At 43.4% G+C, this 18,183-nt stretch carries 15 protein-coding genes and 1 pseudogene; 14 read left to right on the top strand and 2 right to left on the bottom strand.

The features are described 5' to 3' along the window. The first annotated feature begins 1 nt into the window (after position 1). A complete protein-coding gene (locus I872_RS03575; RefSeq protein ID WP_015604787.1) occupies positions 2–958 on the top strand; it encodes an ABC transporter permease in 957 nt (318 codons plus the stop codon). Between the two features lie 101 nt (positions 959–1,059). Here I872_RS03575 and I872_RS03580 read toward each other — a convergent pair whose 3' ends face one another. Continuing rightward, on the bottom strand, positions 1,060–1,992 hold the full coding sequence (locus I872_RS03580) for a polysaccharide deacetylase family protein (RefSeq protein WP_015604788.1): 933 nt from the start codon (positions 1,990–1,992) through the stop codon (positions 1,060–1,062). 131 nt (positions 1,993–2,123) lie between these two features. Between I872_RS03580 and I872_RS03585 the strand changes: the two genes are divergently transcribed. From I872_RS03585 to I872_RS03625, 9 genes and pseudogenes are all read left to right on the top strand, one after another. After that, positions 2,124–3,410, top strand: a complete 1,287-nt coding sequence (locus I872_RS03585; protein ID WP_015604789.1) for a homoserine dehydrogenase — start codon at positions 2,124–2,126, stop codon at positions 3,408–3,410. A 1-nt stretch (position 3,411) separates the two neighbouring features. Beyond that, positions 3,412–4,278, top strand: coding sequence for a homoserine kinase (thrB, locus tag I872_RS03590; protein WP_015604790.1), 867 nt, complete (start codon positions 3,412–3,414; stop codon positions 4,276–4,278). Positions 4,279–4,461: 183 nt separating this feature from the next. Further along, positions 4,462–5,400 (top strand): UDP-N-acetylmuramate dehydrogenase, encoded by a 939-nt coding sequence (gene murB, locus I872_RS03595; RefSeq protein WP_015604791.1) that lies wholly within the window; start codon positions 4,462–4,464, stop codon positions 5,398–5,400. Positions 5,401–5,544: 144 nt separating this feature from the next. Beyond that, on the top strand, positions 5,545–6,702 hold the full coding sequence (locus tag I872_RS03600; protein WP_015604792.1) for an ABC transporter ATP-binding protein: 1,158 nt from the start codon (positions 5,545–5,547) through the stop codon (positions 6,700–6,702). After that, a complete protein-coding gene (locus I872_RS03605; protein WP_015604793.1) occupies positions 6,683–7,489 on the top strand; it encodes an ABC transporter permease in 807 nt (268 codons plus the stop codon). Before I872_RS03600 ends, I872_RS03605 begins: the two co-directional genes overlap by 20 nt. After that, a pseudogene (locus I872_RS03610) lies at positions 7,486–8,258 on the top strand (ABC transporter permease). The gene I872_RS03605 and the pseudogene I872_RS03610 overlap by 4 nt, the downstream one beginning before the upstream one ends. Beyond that, positions 8,255–9,325, top strand: a complete 1,071-nt coding sequence (locus I872_RS03615; RefSeq protein WP_015604795.1) for an ABC transporter substrate-binding protein — start codon at positions 8,255–8,257, stop codon at positions 9,323–9,325. The pseudogene I872_RS03610 and the gene I872_RS03615 overlap by 4 nt, the downstream one beginning before the upstream one ends. 123 nt (positions 9,326–9,448) lie before the next feature. Beyond that, positions 9,449–10,834 (top strand): IS1182 family transposase, encoded by a 1,386-nt coding sequence (locus I872_RS03620; protein ID WP_015604796.1) that lies wholly within the window; start codon positions 9,449–9,451, stop codon positions 10,832–10,834. Between the two features lie 194 nt (positions 10,835–11,028). Further along, the gene (locus I872_RS03625) at positions 11,029–12,180 is read left to right on the top strand and encodes an iron-containing alcohol dehydrogenase (RefSeq protein ID WP_015604797.1); all 1,152 of its coding nucleotides are present in this window, start codon (positions 11,029–11,031) and stop codon (positions 12,178–12,180) included. Positions 12,181–12,292: 112 nt separating this feature from the next. Here I872_RS03625 and I872_RS03630 read toward each other — a convergent pair whose 3' ends face one another. Beyond that, positions 12,293–13,108, bottom strand: a complete 816-nt coding sequence (locus I872_RS03630) for a Cof-type HAD-IIB family hydrolase (RefSeq protein ID WP_015604798.1) — start codon at positions 13,106–13,108, stop codon at positions 12,293–12,295. Positions 13,109–13,245: 137 nt separating this feature from the next. On the opposite strand from I872_RS03630, the gene proB reads away from it, so the two are divergent. The 4 genes from proB (at position 13,246) to I872_RS03650 (ending at position 18,181) form a co-directional block, all read left to right on the top strand. Next, complete coding sequence (proB, locus tag I872_RS03635) at positions 13,246–14,355, top strand: glutamate 5-kinase (protein WP_015604799.1); 1,110 nt, start codon at positions 13,246–13,248, stop codon at positions 14,353–14,355. Positions 14,356–14,457: 102 nt separating this feature from the next. Continuing rightward, entirely contained in the window at positions 14,458–15,720 is a 1,263-nt protein-coding gene (locus tag I872_RS03640; protein ID WP_015604800.1) for a glutamate-5-semialdehyde dehydrogenase, read from the top strand. A gap of 2 nt (positions 15,721–15,722) precedes the next feature. Next, positions 15,723–16,523 carry a pyrroline-5-carboxylate reductase gene (proC, locus tag I872_RS03645; protein WP_015604801.1) on the top strand — a complete coding sequence of 267 codons (801 nt, stop codon included), beginning with the start codon at positions 15,723–15,725 and terminating at the stop codon, positions 16,521–16,523. Positions 16,524–16,909: 386 nt separating this feature from the next. Beyond that, on the top strand, positions 16,910–18,181 hold the full coding sequence (locus I872_RS03650) for a DUF2130 domain-containing protein (RefSeq protein WP_015604802.1): 1,272 nt from the start codon (positions 16,910–16,912) through the stop codon (positions 18,179–18,181). Positions 18,182–18,183: the final 2 nt, after the last annotated feature.

Genomic DNA, 18,183 nt, shown 5'->3' on the forward strand with positions numbered 1-18,183 from the left:
GATGAGTATTGTAACGATATTAGGTTTATTAGTATCATCTATGCTGATTTATGCGGCTCCCTTGATTTTCACAAGTATCGGTGGAGCTTATTCAGAGCATGCTGGAGTCGTCAATGTCGGCTTGGAAGGGATCATGGTAATGGGAGCATTTACAGGCGTTCTCTTTAACCTGACTTTCGAAAGTAGTTTTGGCAGCTTGACTCCATGGCTCTCCTTGATTGCTGCTGGTTTAGTCGGAGTGCTCTTCTCCCTTATCCATGCTGTAGCAACCATTAACTTCCGCGCAGACCACGTTGTCAGTGGTACGGTTCTAAACTTGCTAGCACCAGCCTTGGCAGTCTTTCTTGTAAAAGCTATCTATAACAAGGGACAAACAGACAATATTCAGCGTTCATTTGGTAAATTTGATTTTCCTATTTTATCTGATATTCCAGTTATAGGAGAAATTTTCTTCAAACACACAAGTTTGATGGGATATTTGGCTGTTGCCTTCTCTTTCCTCGCTTGGTTTATCATGTTTAAGACAAAATTCGGACTTCGTCTTCGCTCAGTAGGAGAGCATCCGCAGGCAGCAGATACACTTGGAATCAATGTTTACCTCATGCGTTATTGCGGTGTCATGATTTCTGGTTTGCTCGGCGGTATTGGTGGAGCTATTTATGCTCAGTCAATCTCTGTTAACTTTGCTGTCACAACTATCGTAGGTCCAGGTTTCATCGCCTTGGCAGCTATGATTTTTGGTAAATGGAGTCCTATCGGCGCTATGTTGGCAAGTCTCTTCTTTGGAGCTTCTCAAAGTTTGGCCGTTATCGGAAACCAGTTGCCTCTTCTTTCAAAAGTGCCAACAGTTTATCTGCAGATTGCACCATATGTCTTGACGATTGTGGTTCTTGCAGCCTTCTTTGGTAAAGCTGTTGCTCCGAAAGCAGACGGTATCAACTATATCAAGTCTAAATGATTTTTTACACCAGTTCTTTGGAACTGGTGTTTTTTGTGATTAGAAGAAGTTGCTATCGGAAATAGAAAAAGCCTGCTTCGTCTGAAGCAAGCTTTTTAAGATTAATTCGTTGCGATTTCGTTTAATAAATCTTCTGCAGTAGTAGTTGGGTTAACGCGAACACGATTGAGTGAGAGCAAGCCGTCTGCAAGTGAAGCAAGACCGTGGTTGGTCGTCAATCCCATCTTGTAGCCCAAACTTTCAGCAATCTGCAAGGTCGCATCACTATAACGACCAGATGGGTAGGCAACAGTTGTCGTCTTCTGTGATAGATTGTCATCTAAAAAGGCTTTAGAATCAGCTAGTTCAAGGTTTTGTTGAGCAACAGTAGCAGTTGAAAGATCAGGGTGGTTGACAGTGTGGTCTTCAAAGGACATACCCTTTTCCTTCATTTCCTTTATCTCATCCAGCGTCAGCATATCTTCACGGCCAGCTTGGACAAAGCCAGTGATGACATTATTGGTAGCCTTCATTTGGTACTTTTGCAGTAGCGGGAAGGCATTGGTGTAAAAGTCTTTCAAACTGTCATCAAAGGTTAGCCAGACCACTTTTTTATTTTTAGGTAGGACATTCTCTGTCAAAGCTTTGTAAGCTTCGTCTGGGGTTAACGTATAGTAACCAGCTTCTTTGAGAGCCTGCAAATGGCTTTCAAAAGTGGTTGGATCTACAATCAAACCAGCATTGGCTGCCTCAGAGGGATCCATTACATGGATCGCATGGTACATCAAAATTGGGATTTTAACAGGTTCGTCTTGTTTTACCCACTTTATTTTTGAAGTTTCTTCATTTGTCGCACTAGTGTCAGACTTGGAGCTGGATTGCACCGTCTGGTTGCCTGAAGAGGATTGTTTGCTAGGAGAGAACTGAGTCTTCCAAAGATAAATTCCTCCCACGATTAGGGCAAGGAGCAAGAAAAGATTGATAATAGAAAAAAGGAATGCCTTTTTCTTAGCTTTATGTCTTTGCATGCGTCTTCCAATGTGTTTATCTGTCATGGTATCTCCTTCTAATCTCATGAGTTTAAAATTTTTATTTACATTATAACAAATATACAAATAGATTTGTAGGCATTTCTATATATTTTTGTTATAATGTTTTTATATAAGAAATATTCAAGGAGTTCCTCATGTCTATTAAAATTGCTTTACTTGGTTTTGGAACAGTTGCTAGTGGTGTTCCTTTCTTGTTGAAAGAAAATGGAGAAAAGATTGTTCAGGCTGCTCATTCTGAGATTGAAGTTGCTAAAGTTTTGGTCAAGGATGATGCTGAAAAAGAACGTCTTTTGGTAGCTGGAAATGACTACAACTTTGTGACCAATGTGGATGAAATCTTAAATGACAGCGAAATTGCGATCGTAGTGGAGCTGATGGGACGGATCGAACCAGCTAAAACCTTTATTACGCGCGCACTTGAAGCAGGTAAACATGTGGTGACCGCTAACAAAGACTTGCTGGCAGTTCATGGTTCTGAATTGTTAGGCATTGCTCAGAAAAATGGCGTTGCCCTTTACTATGAAGCTGCTGTTGCCGGCGGTATCCCAATTTTGCGCACCTTGGTTAATTCATTGGCATCTGACAAGATTACTCGCGTTTTGGGTGTGGTCAATGGAACATCTAACTTCATGATGACTAAGATGGTAGAAGAAGGTTGGTCTTACGAGGATGCCCTTTCGGAAGCGCAACGTTTAGGATTTGCTGAAAGCGATCCGACTAACGACGTTGATGGAATTGACGCGGCTTATAAAATGGTTATCCTCAGCCAATTTGCTTTCGGTATGAATATCAAGTTCGAAGATGTTGGTCACCAAGGAATTCGCAATATCACGCCAGAAGACGTCGCAGTTGCTCAGGACTTAGGCTATGTGGTGAAATTGGTCGGGTCAATTGAGGAAACACCATCAGGAATCGCTGCGGAAGTAACACCGACTTTCTTGCCAAAAGCGCATCCGCTGGCTAGTGTAAATGGCGTAATGAATGCAGTCTTTGTCGAGTCAATCGGTATTGGAGAATCCATGTACTACGGTCCAGGTGCAGGTCAAAAACCAACTGCGACTAGTGTCGTTGCAGATATCGTCCGCATCGTCCGTCGACTAAATGAAGGCACGATTGGCAAAGCCTTCAATGAATTTAGTCGCGAACTTGTTTTAGCTAAGCCTGAAGATGTCAAGAGCAGCTATTATTTCTCTATCTTGGCTCCAGATGCCAAAGGTCAAGTCTTGCATTTGGCTGAAATCTTCAATGCTGAAGAAGTTTCCTTCAAGCAAATTCTGCAAGAAGGTACGGATGGTGAAACAGCTCGTGTAGTCATCATCACGCATGCTGTCAGCAAGACTCAGCTAGAAAATGTCGTTGCCAAGCTCCGTGAGGTACCAGAGTTCGAATTGCTCAATACCTTTAAAGTATTAGGAGAATAAGATGAAAATTATTGTACCAGCAACCAGTGCCAATATCGGGCCTGGTTTTGACTCAGTTGGTGTTGCAGTCTCCAAATATCTAGAAATCGAAGTCTTGGAAGAAAGTGAGGAGTGGGTTATTGAGCATGACCTCAATCCTCGAATTCCAACTGATAAACGAAATTTACTAATCAAGATTGCCCTGCAATTAGCACCAGACCTTCAGCCTCATCGCTTAAAAATGACTAGCGACGTTCCTTTGGCGCGTGGGCTTGGCTCTTCTAGCTCCGTTATCGTGGCTGGGATTGAACTGGCAAATCAGTTGGCAAATCTGAACTTATCAGATCATGAAAAGCTAAAAATTGCGACAAAAATCGAAGGCCATCCTGACAATGTGGCACCAGCAATTTATGGGAATCTAGTGGTAGCAAGCTCTTTCCAAAATCAAGTTTCAGCTGTTGTGTCAGATTTTCCAGAGGCTAGCTTCATTGCTTTCATTCCCAATTATGAGTTGAGAACAGTTGAAAGCCGCCGTGTCTTGCCTAATCGCCTTTCATACAAGGAAGCTGTTGCTGCAAGCTCCGTGGCCAATGTCGCTGTTGCCGCGCTCTTAAAGGGCGATATGAAAACAGCTGGTCGTGCTATCGAATCTGATCGTTTCCATGAGAGATATCGTCAGCCGCTTATCAAAGAATTTTCTGATATTAAATTCTTAGCCAGAAAACAGGGCGCTTTTGCGACTTACATCTCTGGAGCTGGGCCGACTGTTATGGTTTTGGCTCCGAAAGACAAGGCTGAGCAGATTTATCAGCAAATCAAGGAACAAGGTTTTGATGGGGAAGTCTTCCAGTTGCAAGTCGATACTCAGGGTGTAAGAGTAGAAAAATAAAGAGAGTTTGAGGATGACGACCTTGTGGACGCAGTGTTGGTCTACAAGCTACGTTCTCTTCTCTCTTTTTACTTTTAATGAAATCTAAAAAGTGCTCTATCTAATCATTTTTCTCTCAGTCTATCGTAAATATCGTATAATTTTGATATAATAGAGTGTAATTTGTAAAAAAGAGAGTAAGTCATGCATAACCTAGATAAATATTCTGCGGAATTAGAAGGAATCGACATCCGTTTCAATGAACCTTTGAGTCAATACACTTACACAAAGGTGGGCGGAGCTGCCGATTTCTTAGTTTTTCCACGCAACCGTTACGAGTTGGCGCGGATTGTCAAATTGGCCAATCGTGAACATATTCCTTGGTTGGTGCTTGGAAATTCAAGTAATATTATCGTTCGAGATGGCGGTATTCGAGGCTTTGTCATCATGTTTGATAAGCTAAATAATGTAGCAGTAGATGGCTATACAATTGAGGCAGAGGCCGGTGCAAACCTGACTCAGACCACTCGTATTGCCCTGCATCATAGTTTGACTGGTTTTGAATTTGCTTGTGGCATCCCGGGTAGTATCGGCGGTGCAGTCTTTATGAATGCTGGCGCTTATGGCGGTGAAATCGGTCATGTGCTCGTTTCCTGCAAGGTCTTGACACCTGAAGGCGAAATTAAGACCTTGGATGCGCGTGATATGCGCTTTGGCTATCGTCATTCACTTATTCAAGAAACTGGCGACATTGTGATTTCAGCTAAGTTTGGTCTGGCACCAGGTGTCCACCAAAACATTCGTCAGGAAATGGAACGGCTGACCTATCTGCGTGAACTCAAGCAGCCTTTGGAATACCCATCATGCGGGTCGGTCTTTAAGCGTCCTCTGGGACATTTTGCTGGCCAGCTAATCAGTGAGGCCGATCTAAAAGGCTACCGAATCGGCGGTATAGAGGTTTCAGAAAAGCATGCTGGTTTCATGATTAACGTTGATCATGGTACAGCTAGCGATTATGAAAAGCTGATTGCTCATGTCATTAAAACTGTAAAAGAGCATTCAGGTGTCACTCTGGAAAGAGAAGTTAGAATTATTGGAGAAGCAGAAGAGTCCGATATGCAATTGTCCAAGTCTTTGGGATAGCCAATATCCATGTGTCATTAGTAAAGGGGGTGAAAGCCTATCGATATAGCAAGTATGCAGGGCCATAGTAGCCCTCGAGAGGTTTTTTTGGTCTGACAGAACCAAAAATCTGTTAATACATGGAAAAGAAGGAATTTATGCCAATTGAAAAAACCAATTATTGAGTTCAAAAACGTTTCGAAGGTTTTTGAAGACAGTAACACCGTCGTTCTCAAAGATATCAACTTTGAATTAGAAGAAGGAAAATTTTATACGCTTCTAGGGGCTTCTGGCTCTGGGAAGTCAACCATCCTCAATATTATCGCAGGACTTTTGGATGCGACTACGGGAGACATCTTTTTGGATGGTGTCCGCATCAATGACATTCCTACCAATAAGCGGGATGTTCACACAGTATTTCAGTCCTATGCCCTTTTCCCGCATATGAATGTTTTTGAGAATGTGGCCTTTCCTTTGCGTTTGCGGAAGGTAGACAAAAATGAAATTGAAGAACGGGTTACTGAAGTTCTGAAAATGGTTCAGCTGGAAGGATATGAACGTCGCTCTATTCGAAAACTCTCAGGCGGTCAACGCCAGCGGGTAGCCATTGCCCGTGCTATCATCAATCGGCCACGTGTTGTCCTACTAGATGAGCCACTTTCTGCGCTGGATTTGAAGTTGCGGACGGATATGCAATATGAGCTCCGTGAACTCCAACAGCGCCTTGGGATCACTTTTGTCTTTGTCACCCACGACCAGGAAGAAGCCCTAGCTATGAGTGACTGGATTTTTGTCATGAATGAAGGGGAGATTGTCCAGTCAGGAACGCCAGTGGATATCTATGATGAGCCGATTAACCACTTTGTTGCAACCTTTATCGGAGAATCGAATATCCTGCCAGGGAAGATGATCGAAGACTACTTGGTCGAGTTCAATGGCAAGCGCTTTGAAGCGGTTGACGGAGGTATGCGACCAAACGAATCCGTTGAAGTGGTGATTCGTCCAGAGGATTTGCGCATTACCCTGCCTGAAGAAGGGAAATTACAGGTAAAAGTAGATACTCAGCTTTTCCGCGGGGTTCATTATGAAATTATCGCCTACGATGAGCTTGGCAATGAATGGATGATTCACTCAACCCGCAAGGCCATCGTCGGAGAAGAAATCGGTCTGGACTTTGAGCCAGAGGATATCCATATCATGCGCCTCAATGAAACCGAAGAAGAATTCGATGCTCGGATTGAAGAATACGTAGAAATCGAAGAGCAAGAAGCAGGGCTGATCAATGCCATTGAGGAGGAAAGAGATGAAGAAAACAACCTCTAACCTTTTTATGCTTCCATATTTTCTTTGGATTCTGCTTTTTGTCCTAGCTCCAGTGATAATGATTGTCTGGAAATCATTCTTTAATATCGAAGGTCAGTTCACGCTGGAAAACTATCGGATTTATTTCACATCGCAGAATCTGACCTATCTGAAAATGAGCTTTAATTCGGTATTTTACGCAGGGATCATCACCTTGGCGACCTTGCTCATTTCTTATCCGACTGCTTATTTTTTGACCCAGCTTAAGCATCGCCAGCTCTGGCTCATGCTGATTGTCCTGCCAACTTGGATCAATCTTTTGCTTAAGGCCTATGCCTTTATCGGTATTTTTGGGCAAAACGGCTCGGTAAATGAATTTCTGACCTTTATCGGTATCGGTCCCAAGCAGATTCTTTTCACTGACTTTTCTTTTATCTTTGTTGCCAGCTACATTGAGCTGCCCTTTATGATTCTGCCTATTTTCAACGTCTTGGATGATTTGGATCCCAACCTCATCAATGCCAGCTATGACCTAGGTGCCAATCGTTGGCAGACTTTCCGCAATGTGGTCTTTCCGCTTTCAATGAATGGCGTGAGAAGTGGCGTGCAGTCCGTCTTTATTCCTAGTCTCAGTCTCTTCATGCTGACGCGTTTGATCGGTGGGAACCGTGTTATTACGCTGGGAACAGCCATTGAACAGCATTTCTTGACAACGCAAAACTGGGGAATGGGCTCAACCATCGGAGTGGTTCTGATTATTGCCATGCTCTTCACCATGTGGGCAACCAAGGAAAGGAGAGAACGATGAAAAAATTTGCTAATCTCTATTTAGCGATCGTGTTTCTAATCCTCTATCTTCCGATCTTTTATTTGATTGCCTATGCTTTCAATGCTGGCGATGATATGAATAAATTTACTGGCTTTGATCTGGTTCATTTTCAAAAGCTGTTTGAAGATTCACGCTTGATTTTAATTTTGGCGCAGACTTTCTTCTTAGCCTTTCTTTCTTCCCTCATTGCTACGATTATCGGAACTTTTGGTGCTATTTATATTTACCAAGCCCGCAAAAAATATCAGGATGCCTTCTTATCCATCAATAATATTTTGATGGTGGCGCCTGACGTTATGATTGGGGCTAGCTTCCTGATTCTCTTTACCACGGCTAAATTCCAATTGGGCTTTATATCTGTTTTGGCCAGTCACGTTGCTTTTTCAATTCCCATTGTGGTGCTGATGATTTTGCCAAGGCTGAAAGAAATGAATGATGACATGATTAAAGCTGCTTATGATTTGGGAGCTAGTCAAGTCCAGATGCTCAAGGAAATCATGCTGCCTTATTTGACACCAGCCATCATTGCCGGTTATTTTATGGCTTTCACCTACTCACTAGATGACTTTGCTGTGACCTTCTTTGTAACAGGAAATGGCTTCTCGACTCTTTCCGTAGAAATTTATTCCCGTGCACGGCAAGGAATTCCTTGGAAATCAATGCCCTGTCTGCTCTGGTCTTTCTCTTTAGTATCGTTTTAGTCATCGGTTATTACTTTATCACGCGTGAGAAGGAGGAAGCAGCATGAAAAAACTCTATTCGTTTTTAGCAGGGATTCTTGCGATTATCCTGATCTTGTGGGGAATTAGCTATCGGATTGAGAGTAAAGCCAACAGCAAGGGCAGTGATAAATTGGTTGTCTATAACTGGGGAGATTACATCGATCCAGACTTGCTGACTGAGTTTACCAAGGAAACAGGTGTTCAGGTCCAGTACGATACTTTCGACTCCAACGAAGCCATGTACACGAAAATCAAGCAAGGTGGTACAACCTACGATATCGCTATCCCAAGTGAGTACATGATTGCCAAAATGATGAAGGAAAACTTGGTGGAGAAATTGGATCATAGCCAGATCAAAGGCTTGGAAAATATTGGTTCAGACTTTTTGGATCAGCCATTTGATCCAGGAAATCAGTATTCCATTCCTTATTTCTGGGGAACGCTGGGCATTGTTTACAATACTAAAATGGTCGAGCACGCGCCTGAGCACTGGAACGATCTCTGGAAGCCAGAATACAGAAACTCTATCATGATGATTGACGGAGCCCGCGAAGTCATGGGGATTGGTCTGAACTCGAATGGTCATAGCCTTAACTCCAAAGATGCTGACCAGCTGCAGGAGGCTGTCGATAAGCTTTATACTCTGACGCCCAATATCAAAGCCATCGTCGCTGATGAGATGAAAGGCTACATGATTCAGAATAACGCGGCTATTGGCGTGACCTTCTCTGGCGAAGCTCGCCAAATGCTGGAAGCTAACGAAGATTTGCGCTATGTTGTTCCGACAGAAGCTAGCAACCTTTGGTTTGATAATATCGTCATTCCTAAAACCGTAAAAAATAAAAAAGCTGCCTATCAGTTTATCAATTTCATGCTGAGACCAGAAAATGCTTATAAAAATGCTCTTTATGTTGGCTACTCAACACCAAATCTTCCTGCCAAGGCCATGCTGCCAGAAGAAGTACAGGAAGACGAGGCTTTCTATCCAACCGAAGAAACCATGAAGCATCTGGAAGTCTATCAGCAATTAGGACCGAAATGGCTCGGAACATACAATGACCTCTATCTTCAAGTCAAAATGTATCGCAAGTAGCCAAAGAAACCTGAATTTATTCAGGTCAGATTGAAGACAAAGTCCTTGGAACACAAGTTTCCAAGGGCTTTTCTTTGTGTAAAGTCGTATAATAGAGGTAAGAAGAGTTGTGAGGTGTTCCCCATGTTTCACAAAGAAAAAACTGATTATAATCGTAAGCAATATGGCTTCTATACAATAGATGAATTGGTCCCACAAGATCACTTTCTTCGCCAAGTAGATTCAAAGGTTGATTTTGACTTTATCTATGACTTGATAGAAGACACCTATAGTCCAGATAATGGTCGTCCTAGTCTTGATCCCGTCATGTTAGTCAAAATTCCTTTGATAAAATGTTTTTATGGCATTCGTTCCATGCGCCAAACCATTAAAGAGATTGAAGTAAACGTGGCCTATCGTTGGTTTCTTGGTCTGACTTTAGATGATAAGGTTCCTCATTTTACTCCCTATGGGAAGAATTACAGTCGTCGTTTTCAAGATAAAGAACTGATTTCTGAGATTTTTTCCCAAGTTCTCAACCAAGCTTTGTATGCAGGTTTAATTGATCCTTCTGAAATATTTGTGGATGGTACCCATATCAAAGCGGCAGCTAATAGTCACAAGTATCGTAAGGAAATGGTAGACCAACAAGCTAAATTTATGAGTGAACAATTGGAAGTTGAGATTGATTTAGATAGGAAAAAACACGCAAAAAAGTCCTTAAAGCCCGCAAAAGAAAGTGAGGCTAAGGAAAAGAAAATTTCAACGACAGATCCCGAATGTGGTTGGTTTCACAAGGGTGAACACAAGGAAGTATTTGCCTATTCTGCCCAAGTTGCATGCGATAAGCATGGTTGGGCCTTAGCTTATACGGTTGAAGCGGGAAATATTCATGATAGTCAGGCTTTCCCTGCCTTATTTTCAAAGTTAGAGCCTTTCTCCCCACGCTATATTATTGCGGATTCAGGCTACAAGACTCCAGCCATTGCCCATTATTTATTAGAACGTAACATCATCCCTGTCTTCCCTTATACTCGTCCAAAGGGAGTAAAGGGGAACTTAAGACCTAGTGATTTTGTTTATGATGCAAGTCATGACTCTTATGTCTGTCCAGAGAATCAAGTATTAAACTATCGCACTACCACTCGAGAAGGTTACCGTGAGTATAAGAGTAATCCCAAAGTATGTGTTGACTGTCCTTTATTATCCGTTTGTACCCAAAGCAAGAATTTTCAAAAAGTAGTAACGAGACATGTCTGGAAAGATAACCTTGAATTTTGTGAGGAGATTCGTCATCAAAGAGAAATGAAAGAACTCTATAAGAAGCGCAAAGAAACAATTGAACGACTCTTTGGGACTGCTAAGGAATATCATAACTTGAGATACACTAGAGAGAAAGGAAAGTCCAAAATGGAAGATAAGGTTGGGCTTACTTTGGCATGTTTAAATATCAAAAAACTAGTGAAATGGGTAGCGAATATCCCTTTTTATTTTGTTCTAAATCCGACCTTTGGATGGAATTGTAGATGACAAGAGAAAATATTTTTGAAAATACAAAAAACAAACGCCAAAAATGACGTTTGTCTTCGTTCTGACCTGAATTTATTCAGGTTTCTTTTTTTCTATTTTGACTTGTATAATTATTTGAAAAGTAGAAGAGAAAGTGGTAAAATTATATTAACATATGCAATAGAGCTTTGTGCTCAATTAAGGAGGAAATCATTATGTCAGTTTTCTACGTTCCATCAGTCAATTTGATTGGTAAGGGTGTCATCAATGAATTTGGTGCTCATGTCAAAGAGTTGGGCTTCAAGAAAGCTCTAATTGTTACAGATCACTACATTGCATCCAGTGATATTTTACCAAAAGTCATCAAGCCGCTAGAAGCAGAAGGCATTGAATATGTGGTTTTTGAAGGTGTAGACCCAAATCCTTCTTGTAAGAATGTCTACGATGGCTTAGCTGCTCTTCAAGAAAATGGCTGTGATTTTATCATCAGTGTCGGCGGAGGCTCTCCTCAAGATGCTGCTAGCTGTATTTCTATTATGGCGACAAATGGAGGCAAGCCTCAGGATTATGAGGGGCTCCACAAGTCTAAAGAAAAGGGACTGCCAGTTGTAGCTATCAACACCACGGCAGGGACTTCTGCTGAAATTACCATCAACTATGTCATCACGGACGAAGAACGCAAGGTTAAGATGGTGATGGTTGATAAGAACAGTCTGGCTCTCATCTCTGTCAATGACCCAGAGCTCATGGTTTCAAAACCAGCTAATTTAACAGCAGCGACTGGGATGGATGCTTTGACCCATGCTGTTGAAGCCTTGGTAACTCCTAGTGCTTATGGCGTGACCAAGAAACTGTCGATCGGTGCCATCGAGTTGATTAAGGAATATTTACCGCGAGCAGTTGCTAATGGCCATGATATAGAAGCGCGTGAAGCTATGGTCAATGCTATTTTCCTCGGTGGCATGGCCTTTAACAACGCAGGTCTAGGCTACGTGCATTCGATGGCTCACCAGCTTGGTGCGGTCTATCATCTTCCTCATGGGGTTTGCTGTGCTATGCTCCTGCCAGTAGTCGAGCGTGAAAATGCCAAACGTGTGCCAGCAGCCTTTAGAAATGTAGCTAAAGCTTTAGGCTTGCATACCGAAGGCAAGACTGATGAAGAATGTGCGGCATATGCCATTTCGGAAATCGAAACCTTGTCCGAAACGGTCGGTATTCCTAAGAAATTGACCGATCTTGGTATTGAAGAAAAGGACTTTGACTTTGAATACCTTTCTAAGAATGCCTTGATTGATGCTTGCGCACCTGGTAATCCTTTCATGCCGACTTTGGAAGAAACCATCGCTTTATACAAAGAATTGTTTTAAGGCAAAGGAGAAAGGCTCTCCCTCTAAACTTAGTTGATTTATATCAAAAAAAGACAGTTGCTCTCTCCTACAACTGTCTTTTTAATTTACGGAAATGGGATGATGTACAGGATTAGTGACCTAAGATAAACCTAGCAATAGCTGTAGCAACGCCATTTTCTTCATTGCTATCTGTTACATAGTCAGCTAAGTCTTTGACATGTTGGCTAGCATTCCCCATGGCAACACCCAAGCCAGCAAATTGAAGCATTTCAATATCGTTATTAGCATCGCCCAGTGCCATGATTTCCTCGGGTTTGATTTCTAGAGCTTGCGCCAGACGCTCTAAGGCAAAGGCTTTGGTAACACCTTTTGGCATCGCCTCGTAGATGACAGGCTGGGAACGGACGCCACTGAATCGCTGGCAGAGTTCTTGAGCGAACTTGTTCTCAAAATCATCTACTTGCTCAGGATTTCCTAGAAACATAGCTTGAAACATTCGATGCTGGCCGCTGCAAGCTTCCTCAAGGCTAATTTCAGTAGGAGATGTAAAGACGAGGGCCGCATCATCTGTCACAATTTTGCTGGCTTTCTCTCCTACGACGAAGTAATGCTCTTCATCAAACAAGGTCAACTGTACTTGGCTCTGCTCGGCCAAACTGTAGAGGTAGCGAATGTCTTCGGTCTTTAATTCTTGCCAATCAACAAGCTGCCAATCGCTAGTCTGATGGATAGCGCAGCCATTGTCTACGATGACATATTCATTTTCATTCTCCAAGCCCAGCTCTTGAAAGTAAGGCTTGACACCCACGAGCGGTCTGCCTGTACAGAGGACAAGCTTGACTCCAGCTTGGATAGCTTGGTGAATGGCATCAATATGAGCTTGAGGAATCTTTTTGTCCTCAGTTAGCAAGGTGCCGTCCATATCAAGGGCAATTAGTTTAATCATAGTTTTTCTCCAATAGTATTTGTGAATATTATAGCATATTTTCTATCGCTAGGAGAGCAGAAATGGGAAAAGCTTGTTTTTTTCATTTTTCAAGCCTTGTGGTATAATAAGAAAATCTAGTAAGGAAAAGAGAAGCTATGAAAGCAAAGCGTATCGTATTTAAAGTTGGAACGAGCTCATTGACAAATCCTGATGGCAGTTTGTCGCGGGCAAAGGTGCGGGAAATTACCCATCAATTATCGGTCTTGCATGAAGCAGGGCATGAGTTGATTTTGGTATCGTCTGGAGCTATTGCGGCTGGTTTTTCTTCTCTGGGCTTTAAAAAACGCCCAACCAAAGTAGCCGACAAACAGGCTTCGGCCGCTGTTGGTCAAGGTCTTCTCCTAGAGGAGTACACCACTAATCTGCTCTTGAAGAAGATTGTATCTGCCCAGATCTTGCTGACGCAGGATGATTTTGCGGATAAACGGCGTTACAAAAATGCCCACCAAGCTCTGTCAGTCCTCCTCAATCGTGGAGCTATTCCCATTATCAATGAGAATGATACTGTTTCTATCGAGGAGCTAAAAGTAGGTGATAATGACACGCTTAGTGCTCAGGTGGCAGCCATGGTTCAGGCGGATCTTTTGGTACTTTTGACAGATGTTGATGGGCTGTACACGGCTAATCCTGCTTCAGATCCAACTGCCAAACGTCTTGAAAGAATTGAGACTATTTCTAGCGATTTAATTGATATAGCAGGCGGTGCAGGTTCCAGCAATGGGACTGGTGGCATGCTGACCAAGATCAAAGCAGCAACTTTGGCGACCATGTCCGGTGTACCAGTCTATATCTGCTCATCACTTAAAAGCAATGCTTTATTGGAGGCAGCGAGCCAGACTCGAGATGGAAGCTTTTTCTCGGCACAGGATAAGGGCTTGAAGACGCAAAAGCAGTGGCTGGCCTTTTATGCTAAGAGTCAAGGCGCCATCTATGTAGATCAGGGAGCGGCACAGGCACTCCGTTACGATGGTAAAAGCCTTCTGGCATCAGGAATTGTTAGGTTAGAGGGGCATTTTTCCTACCAAGATACGGTGACAGTGTACGAAGAGGAGACTGGTGCGATTTTAGGAAAGGGGCGCGTGCGCTTTGGTAAATCGGCCCTCAAGGACATGCTTCGATCTAGCAAGCCAAAAGGAGTCGTCATTCATCGTGACGATTGGATTTCTATTACTCCAGAGCTCCAACTGCTCTTTTCTGAATTTTAAGTGGAAATAGGAGCTTACTTATTAAGAGTATTTCATAACCGAACTCTGCAACATTTTCACGAATGCTAAAAAGAATTATTGTATCTTACGAAAGGAGGCGCTATGACCTCAACACAAGAATTATTTGAAATTGTTAAAAAGTCAAAAAAATCAATCAACACAGCTACAACTGCTGAGAAAAATCATGCTTTGGAAGAAATGGCAAAGCAGCTCTGGCTTTCTCGTGCTGACATTTTAGAAGCCAATGAATTGGATATGGCAGCGGCTAAAGGTAAAATCTCAGATGTAATGCTGGATCGTCTCTATCTGGATGAGGAGCGGATTGCTGCCATGGCAAAGGGTATTCGTCAGCTGATTGACTTAGAGGATCCTGTAGGGCAAGTCTTGGAAAGGACTGAGCTTGAGAACGGCCTCGTCATCAGCAAAAAGCGGGTGGCTATGGGCGTGATTGGGATTATCTACGAAAGCCGGCCTAATGTAACCTCTGATGCTGCTGCTCTAGCTCTAAAAAGTGGTAGCGCAGTCGTCCTCAGAAGTGGTAAGGATGCTTATCAGACAGCGCTAGCTATTGTCACAGCTTTGAAAGAAGGCTTGGCTCAGACCAAGATTTCACCGGATTGTATCCAGTTGGTTTCTGATACTAGTCGGGCTTCCGCTCAGGCCATGATGAAGGCCAAGGGCTATCTGGATTTGCTCATTCCTCGTGGTGGTGCGGGACTGATTCAGGCGGTCGTGGAAAATGCTACCGTGCCAGTTATCGAGACAGGTACCGGAATTGTCCATGTCTATGTAGATAAGGATGCTGATCAAGGCAAGGCTTTGGCGATTATTGAGAATGCTAAGACCAGTCGCCCTTCTGTCTGCAATGCTATGGAAGTACTACTGGTTCATGAAGCGATTGCAGCTGACTTTTTGCCACGTTTGCAGAAGATCTTGGTGACTGATCGTGATGCTGCGCAAGAAAACCCTGTTGAATTACGGTTGGATGAGAAAGCAGCTAAGTATATCTCGGGCTCGCAAGCTAAATCGGAAGATTTTGATACCGAATTTTTGGATTACGTCTTAGCGGTCAAGCTGGTTTCTTCTCTGGAAGAAGCGGTGGAGCATATCGAAGCCCACAGCACCCATCACTCGGATGCCATTGTGACGGAGAATGAAGCAGCGGTAGCTTACTTCACAGAGCAGGTGGATAGCGCAGCAGTTTATGTCAATGCCTCAACCCGCTTTACAGATGGCGGTCAATTTGGCCTTGGCTGCGAAATGGGGATTTCTACTCAAAAACTACATGCCAGAGGTCCCATGGGACTGAAAGAGCTGACCAGCTATAAATACGTCATCCAAGGGACTGGTCAAGTGAGGAAATAATGATGAAAATTGGATTTATTGGTCTGGGAAATATGGGCGGCAGTCTTGCTCGCCTAGTTGCCCAAGTTGAAAGATATAGCAGCGAATTACTCCTAGCTAATCGCAGTCGTGACAAGGCTGAAAAGCTTGCTGCAGAAGTTGGTGGTCAGCCGGTCAGCAATGAAGAAGTTTTTGCCCAGGCAGAGGTGATTATTCTGGGTATCAAACCAGCTCAGTTTGAGGGTTTACTGGCTGACTATCAGGAAGTTCTAGAAGAACGGGAGTCTCTTCTGCTGGTTTCGATGGCTGCAGGCCTGTCCTTGGAAAGATTGGAAAAAATGACACCTAGTCACCATCGTTGGATTCGGATGATGCCTAATACACCCGTAGTCGTAGGTGAGGGTGTTATTAGCTATGCCTTATCCCAGCAAGCACATCAAGAGGACGAAGCCTTGTTCCGTGAACTTCTTTCTTCTGCTGGTCTTTTGGTCAAACTTGATGAAAAGCAGTTGGATGCGGCGACAGCTCTTGCTGGCTGTGGACCAGCTTTCGTCTATCTTTTTATAGAGGCTTTAGCGGATGCAGGTGTCCGAGCAGGACTCAGTCGCGATATATCGCTGCAGCTAGCTAATCAGACACTTTTAGGCGCTGCTAAGCTGAGTCAGATCAGTGGCCAACATCCTGCCCAGCTCAAAGATCAGGTCTGCAGTCCGGCCGGTTCGACCATCGTCGGGGTAGCTAGTCTGGAAGAAAATGCCTTTCGAGGAACAGTCATGGATGCCGTTCAAGCTGCCTACAAGAGGACGCAGGAGTTGGGGAAATAAAGAATCTACCGACTTTGAGCTGCTTCCTTAAGGCTGGAAGTAAAAAATCTAACTTTCCTGGGCAGGTCTTAGCGTAAACTAGGGAATAGTAAGGGAAAGATGTCGTTCTAGAAGATTATGGATAAAGTAGTGAAATTACCTGAACAAGCGAGAGTGGGATAGAAATCGGTAATTCGTTAGAATTCGATTTCATCGTCCCACCTCCGCACAGTTGAGTAGGGCTGTAAAAGCTGATGAAATCAGCGTAGTAGAGCCCACTCAACCACTGCGTCTTGCTCGACAATCCAAAGACAATTGAGAGGCTAGAACTTTTGTCCTAGCCTCGTTTTTCATCTAAAGGGAAGAATGGTATAATGAAGTAGATAAAAATTTTGAATGAGGTAGCCATGAATGAAATCAAATGCCCCAACTGTGGGGAGGTTTTTACAGTTAATGAGAGTCAGTACAGTGAGCTTTTGTCGCAGGTGCGGACAGCGGAGTTTGACAAGGAAATCCATGCTCGGATTGAGCAGGAGCTGGCTTTAGCAGAGCAAAAATCCCAGAATGCCCAACAAGTCCTCCTATCGCAAAAAGAACAGGAAATTAGCAAGCTTCAAAGTCAAATTGCTCAGTTTGAGACCCAGCAGGAGTTGGCTAAGAAAGAGGCGGAGCAGGCAGCCAGTCTTCAGTTACAAGAAAAAGACAAGGAAGTCCAGCAACTAGAAAATAAGCTGACAACTCTGCGCTTAGAGCATGAAAATCAACTTCAAAAGACCCTGTCTGCGTTGGAAAAAGAGCGAGACGAGGTTAAGAACCAGCTAGTCTTGCAAGAAAAGGAAGCGGCTCTGGCTCAGACCTCGCTCAAAGAGCGCTATGAGGTAGAGCTGCGGCAGAAAGACGAGACCATAGAGTTCTACAAGGATTTCAAGGCCAAGCAGTCCACTAAGATGATTGGTGAGAGTTTGGAACAGCACTGTGAGTACGAGTTTAACAAGAATCGTATGGCCATGTTTCCACGAGCGGAGTTTGGCAAGGACAATGATGCCAGAACAGGCAGCAAGGGTGACTACATTTACCGTGAGGTGGATGAAAATGGTATAGAAATCCTCTCCATCATGTTTGAGATGAAAAATGAAGGCGATGAGACGGCGACCAAGAAGAAAAACGAGCATTTCTTCAAAGAGCTGGATAAGGATCGGCGGGAGAAAGGCTGTGAGTATGCCATTCTAGTGACACTTCTTGAGGCTGACAGCGAGCTCTACAATTCGGGTATTGTCGATGTGTCATATGCCTATGAGAAGATGTATGTTATCCGGCCTCAGTTCTTCCTACCCATGATTACCCTCCTGCGTAATGCTGCGCTTAACTCGCTCCAGTACAAGCAGGAACTAGCCTTGGTGCGGGAACAGAATATTGATATTACACATTTTGAGGAAGATTTGGATGCCTTTAAAGTAGCTTTCGCCAAGAACTATCAGTCTGCTTCGACCAACTTTGGCAAGGCCATCGAGGAGATTGACAAGGCCATCCGTCGAATGGAAGAAATCAAGAAATTCCTGACGACCTCTGAAAACCAGCTGCGCTTAGCAAACAACAAACTGGACGATGTCTCTGTCAAGAAACTGACGCGCAAAAATCCAACCATGAAAGCTAAGTTTGAAGCACTTAAGAGAGAATGAGG

The organism is Streptococcus cristatus AS 1.3089, assembly GCF_000385925.1.
In the GTDB taxonomy this organism is placed as follows: Bacteria; Bacillota; Bacilli; order Lactobacillales; family Streptococcaceae; genus Streptococcus; species Streptococcus cristatus_B.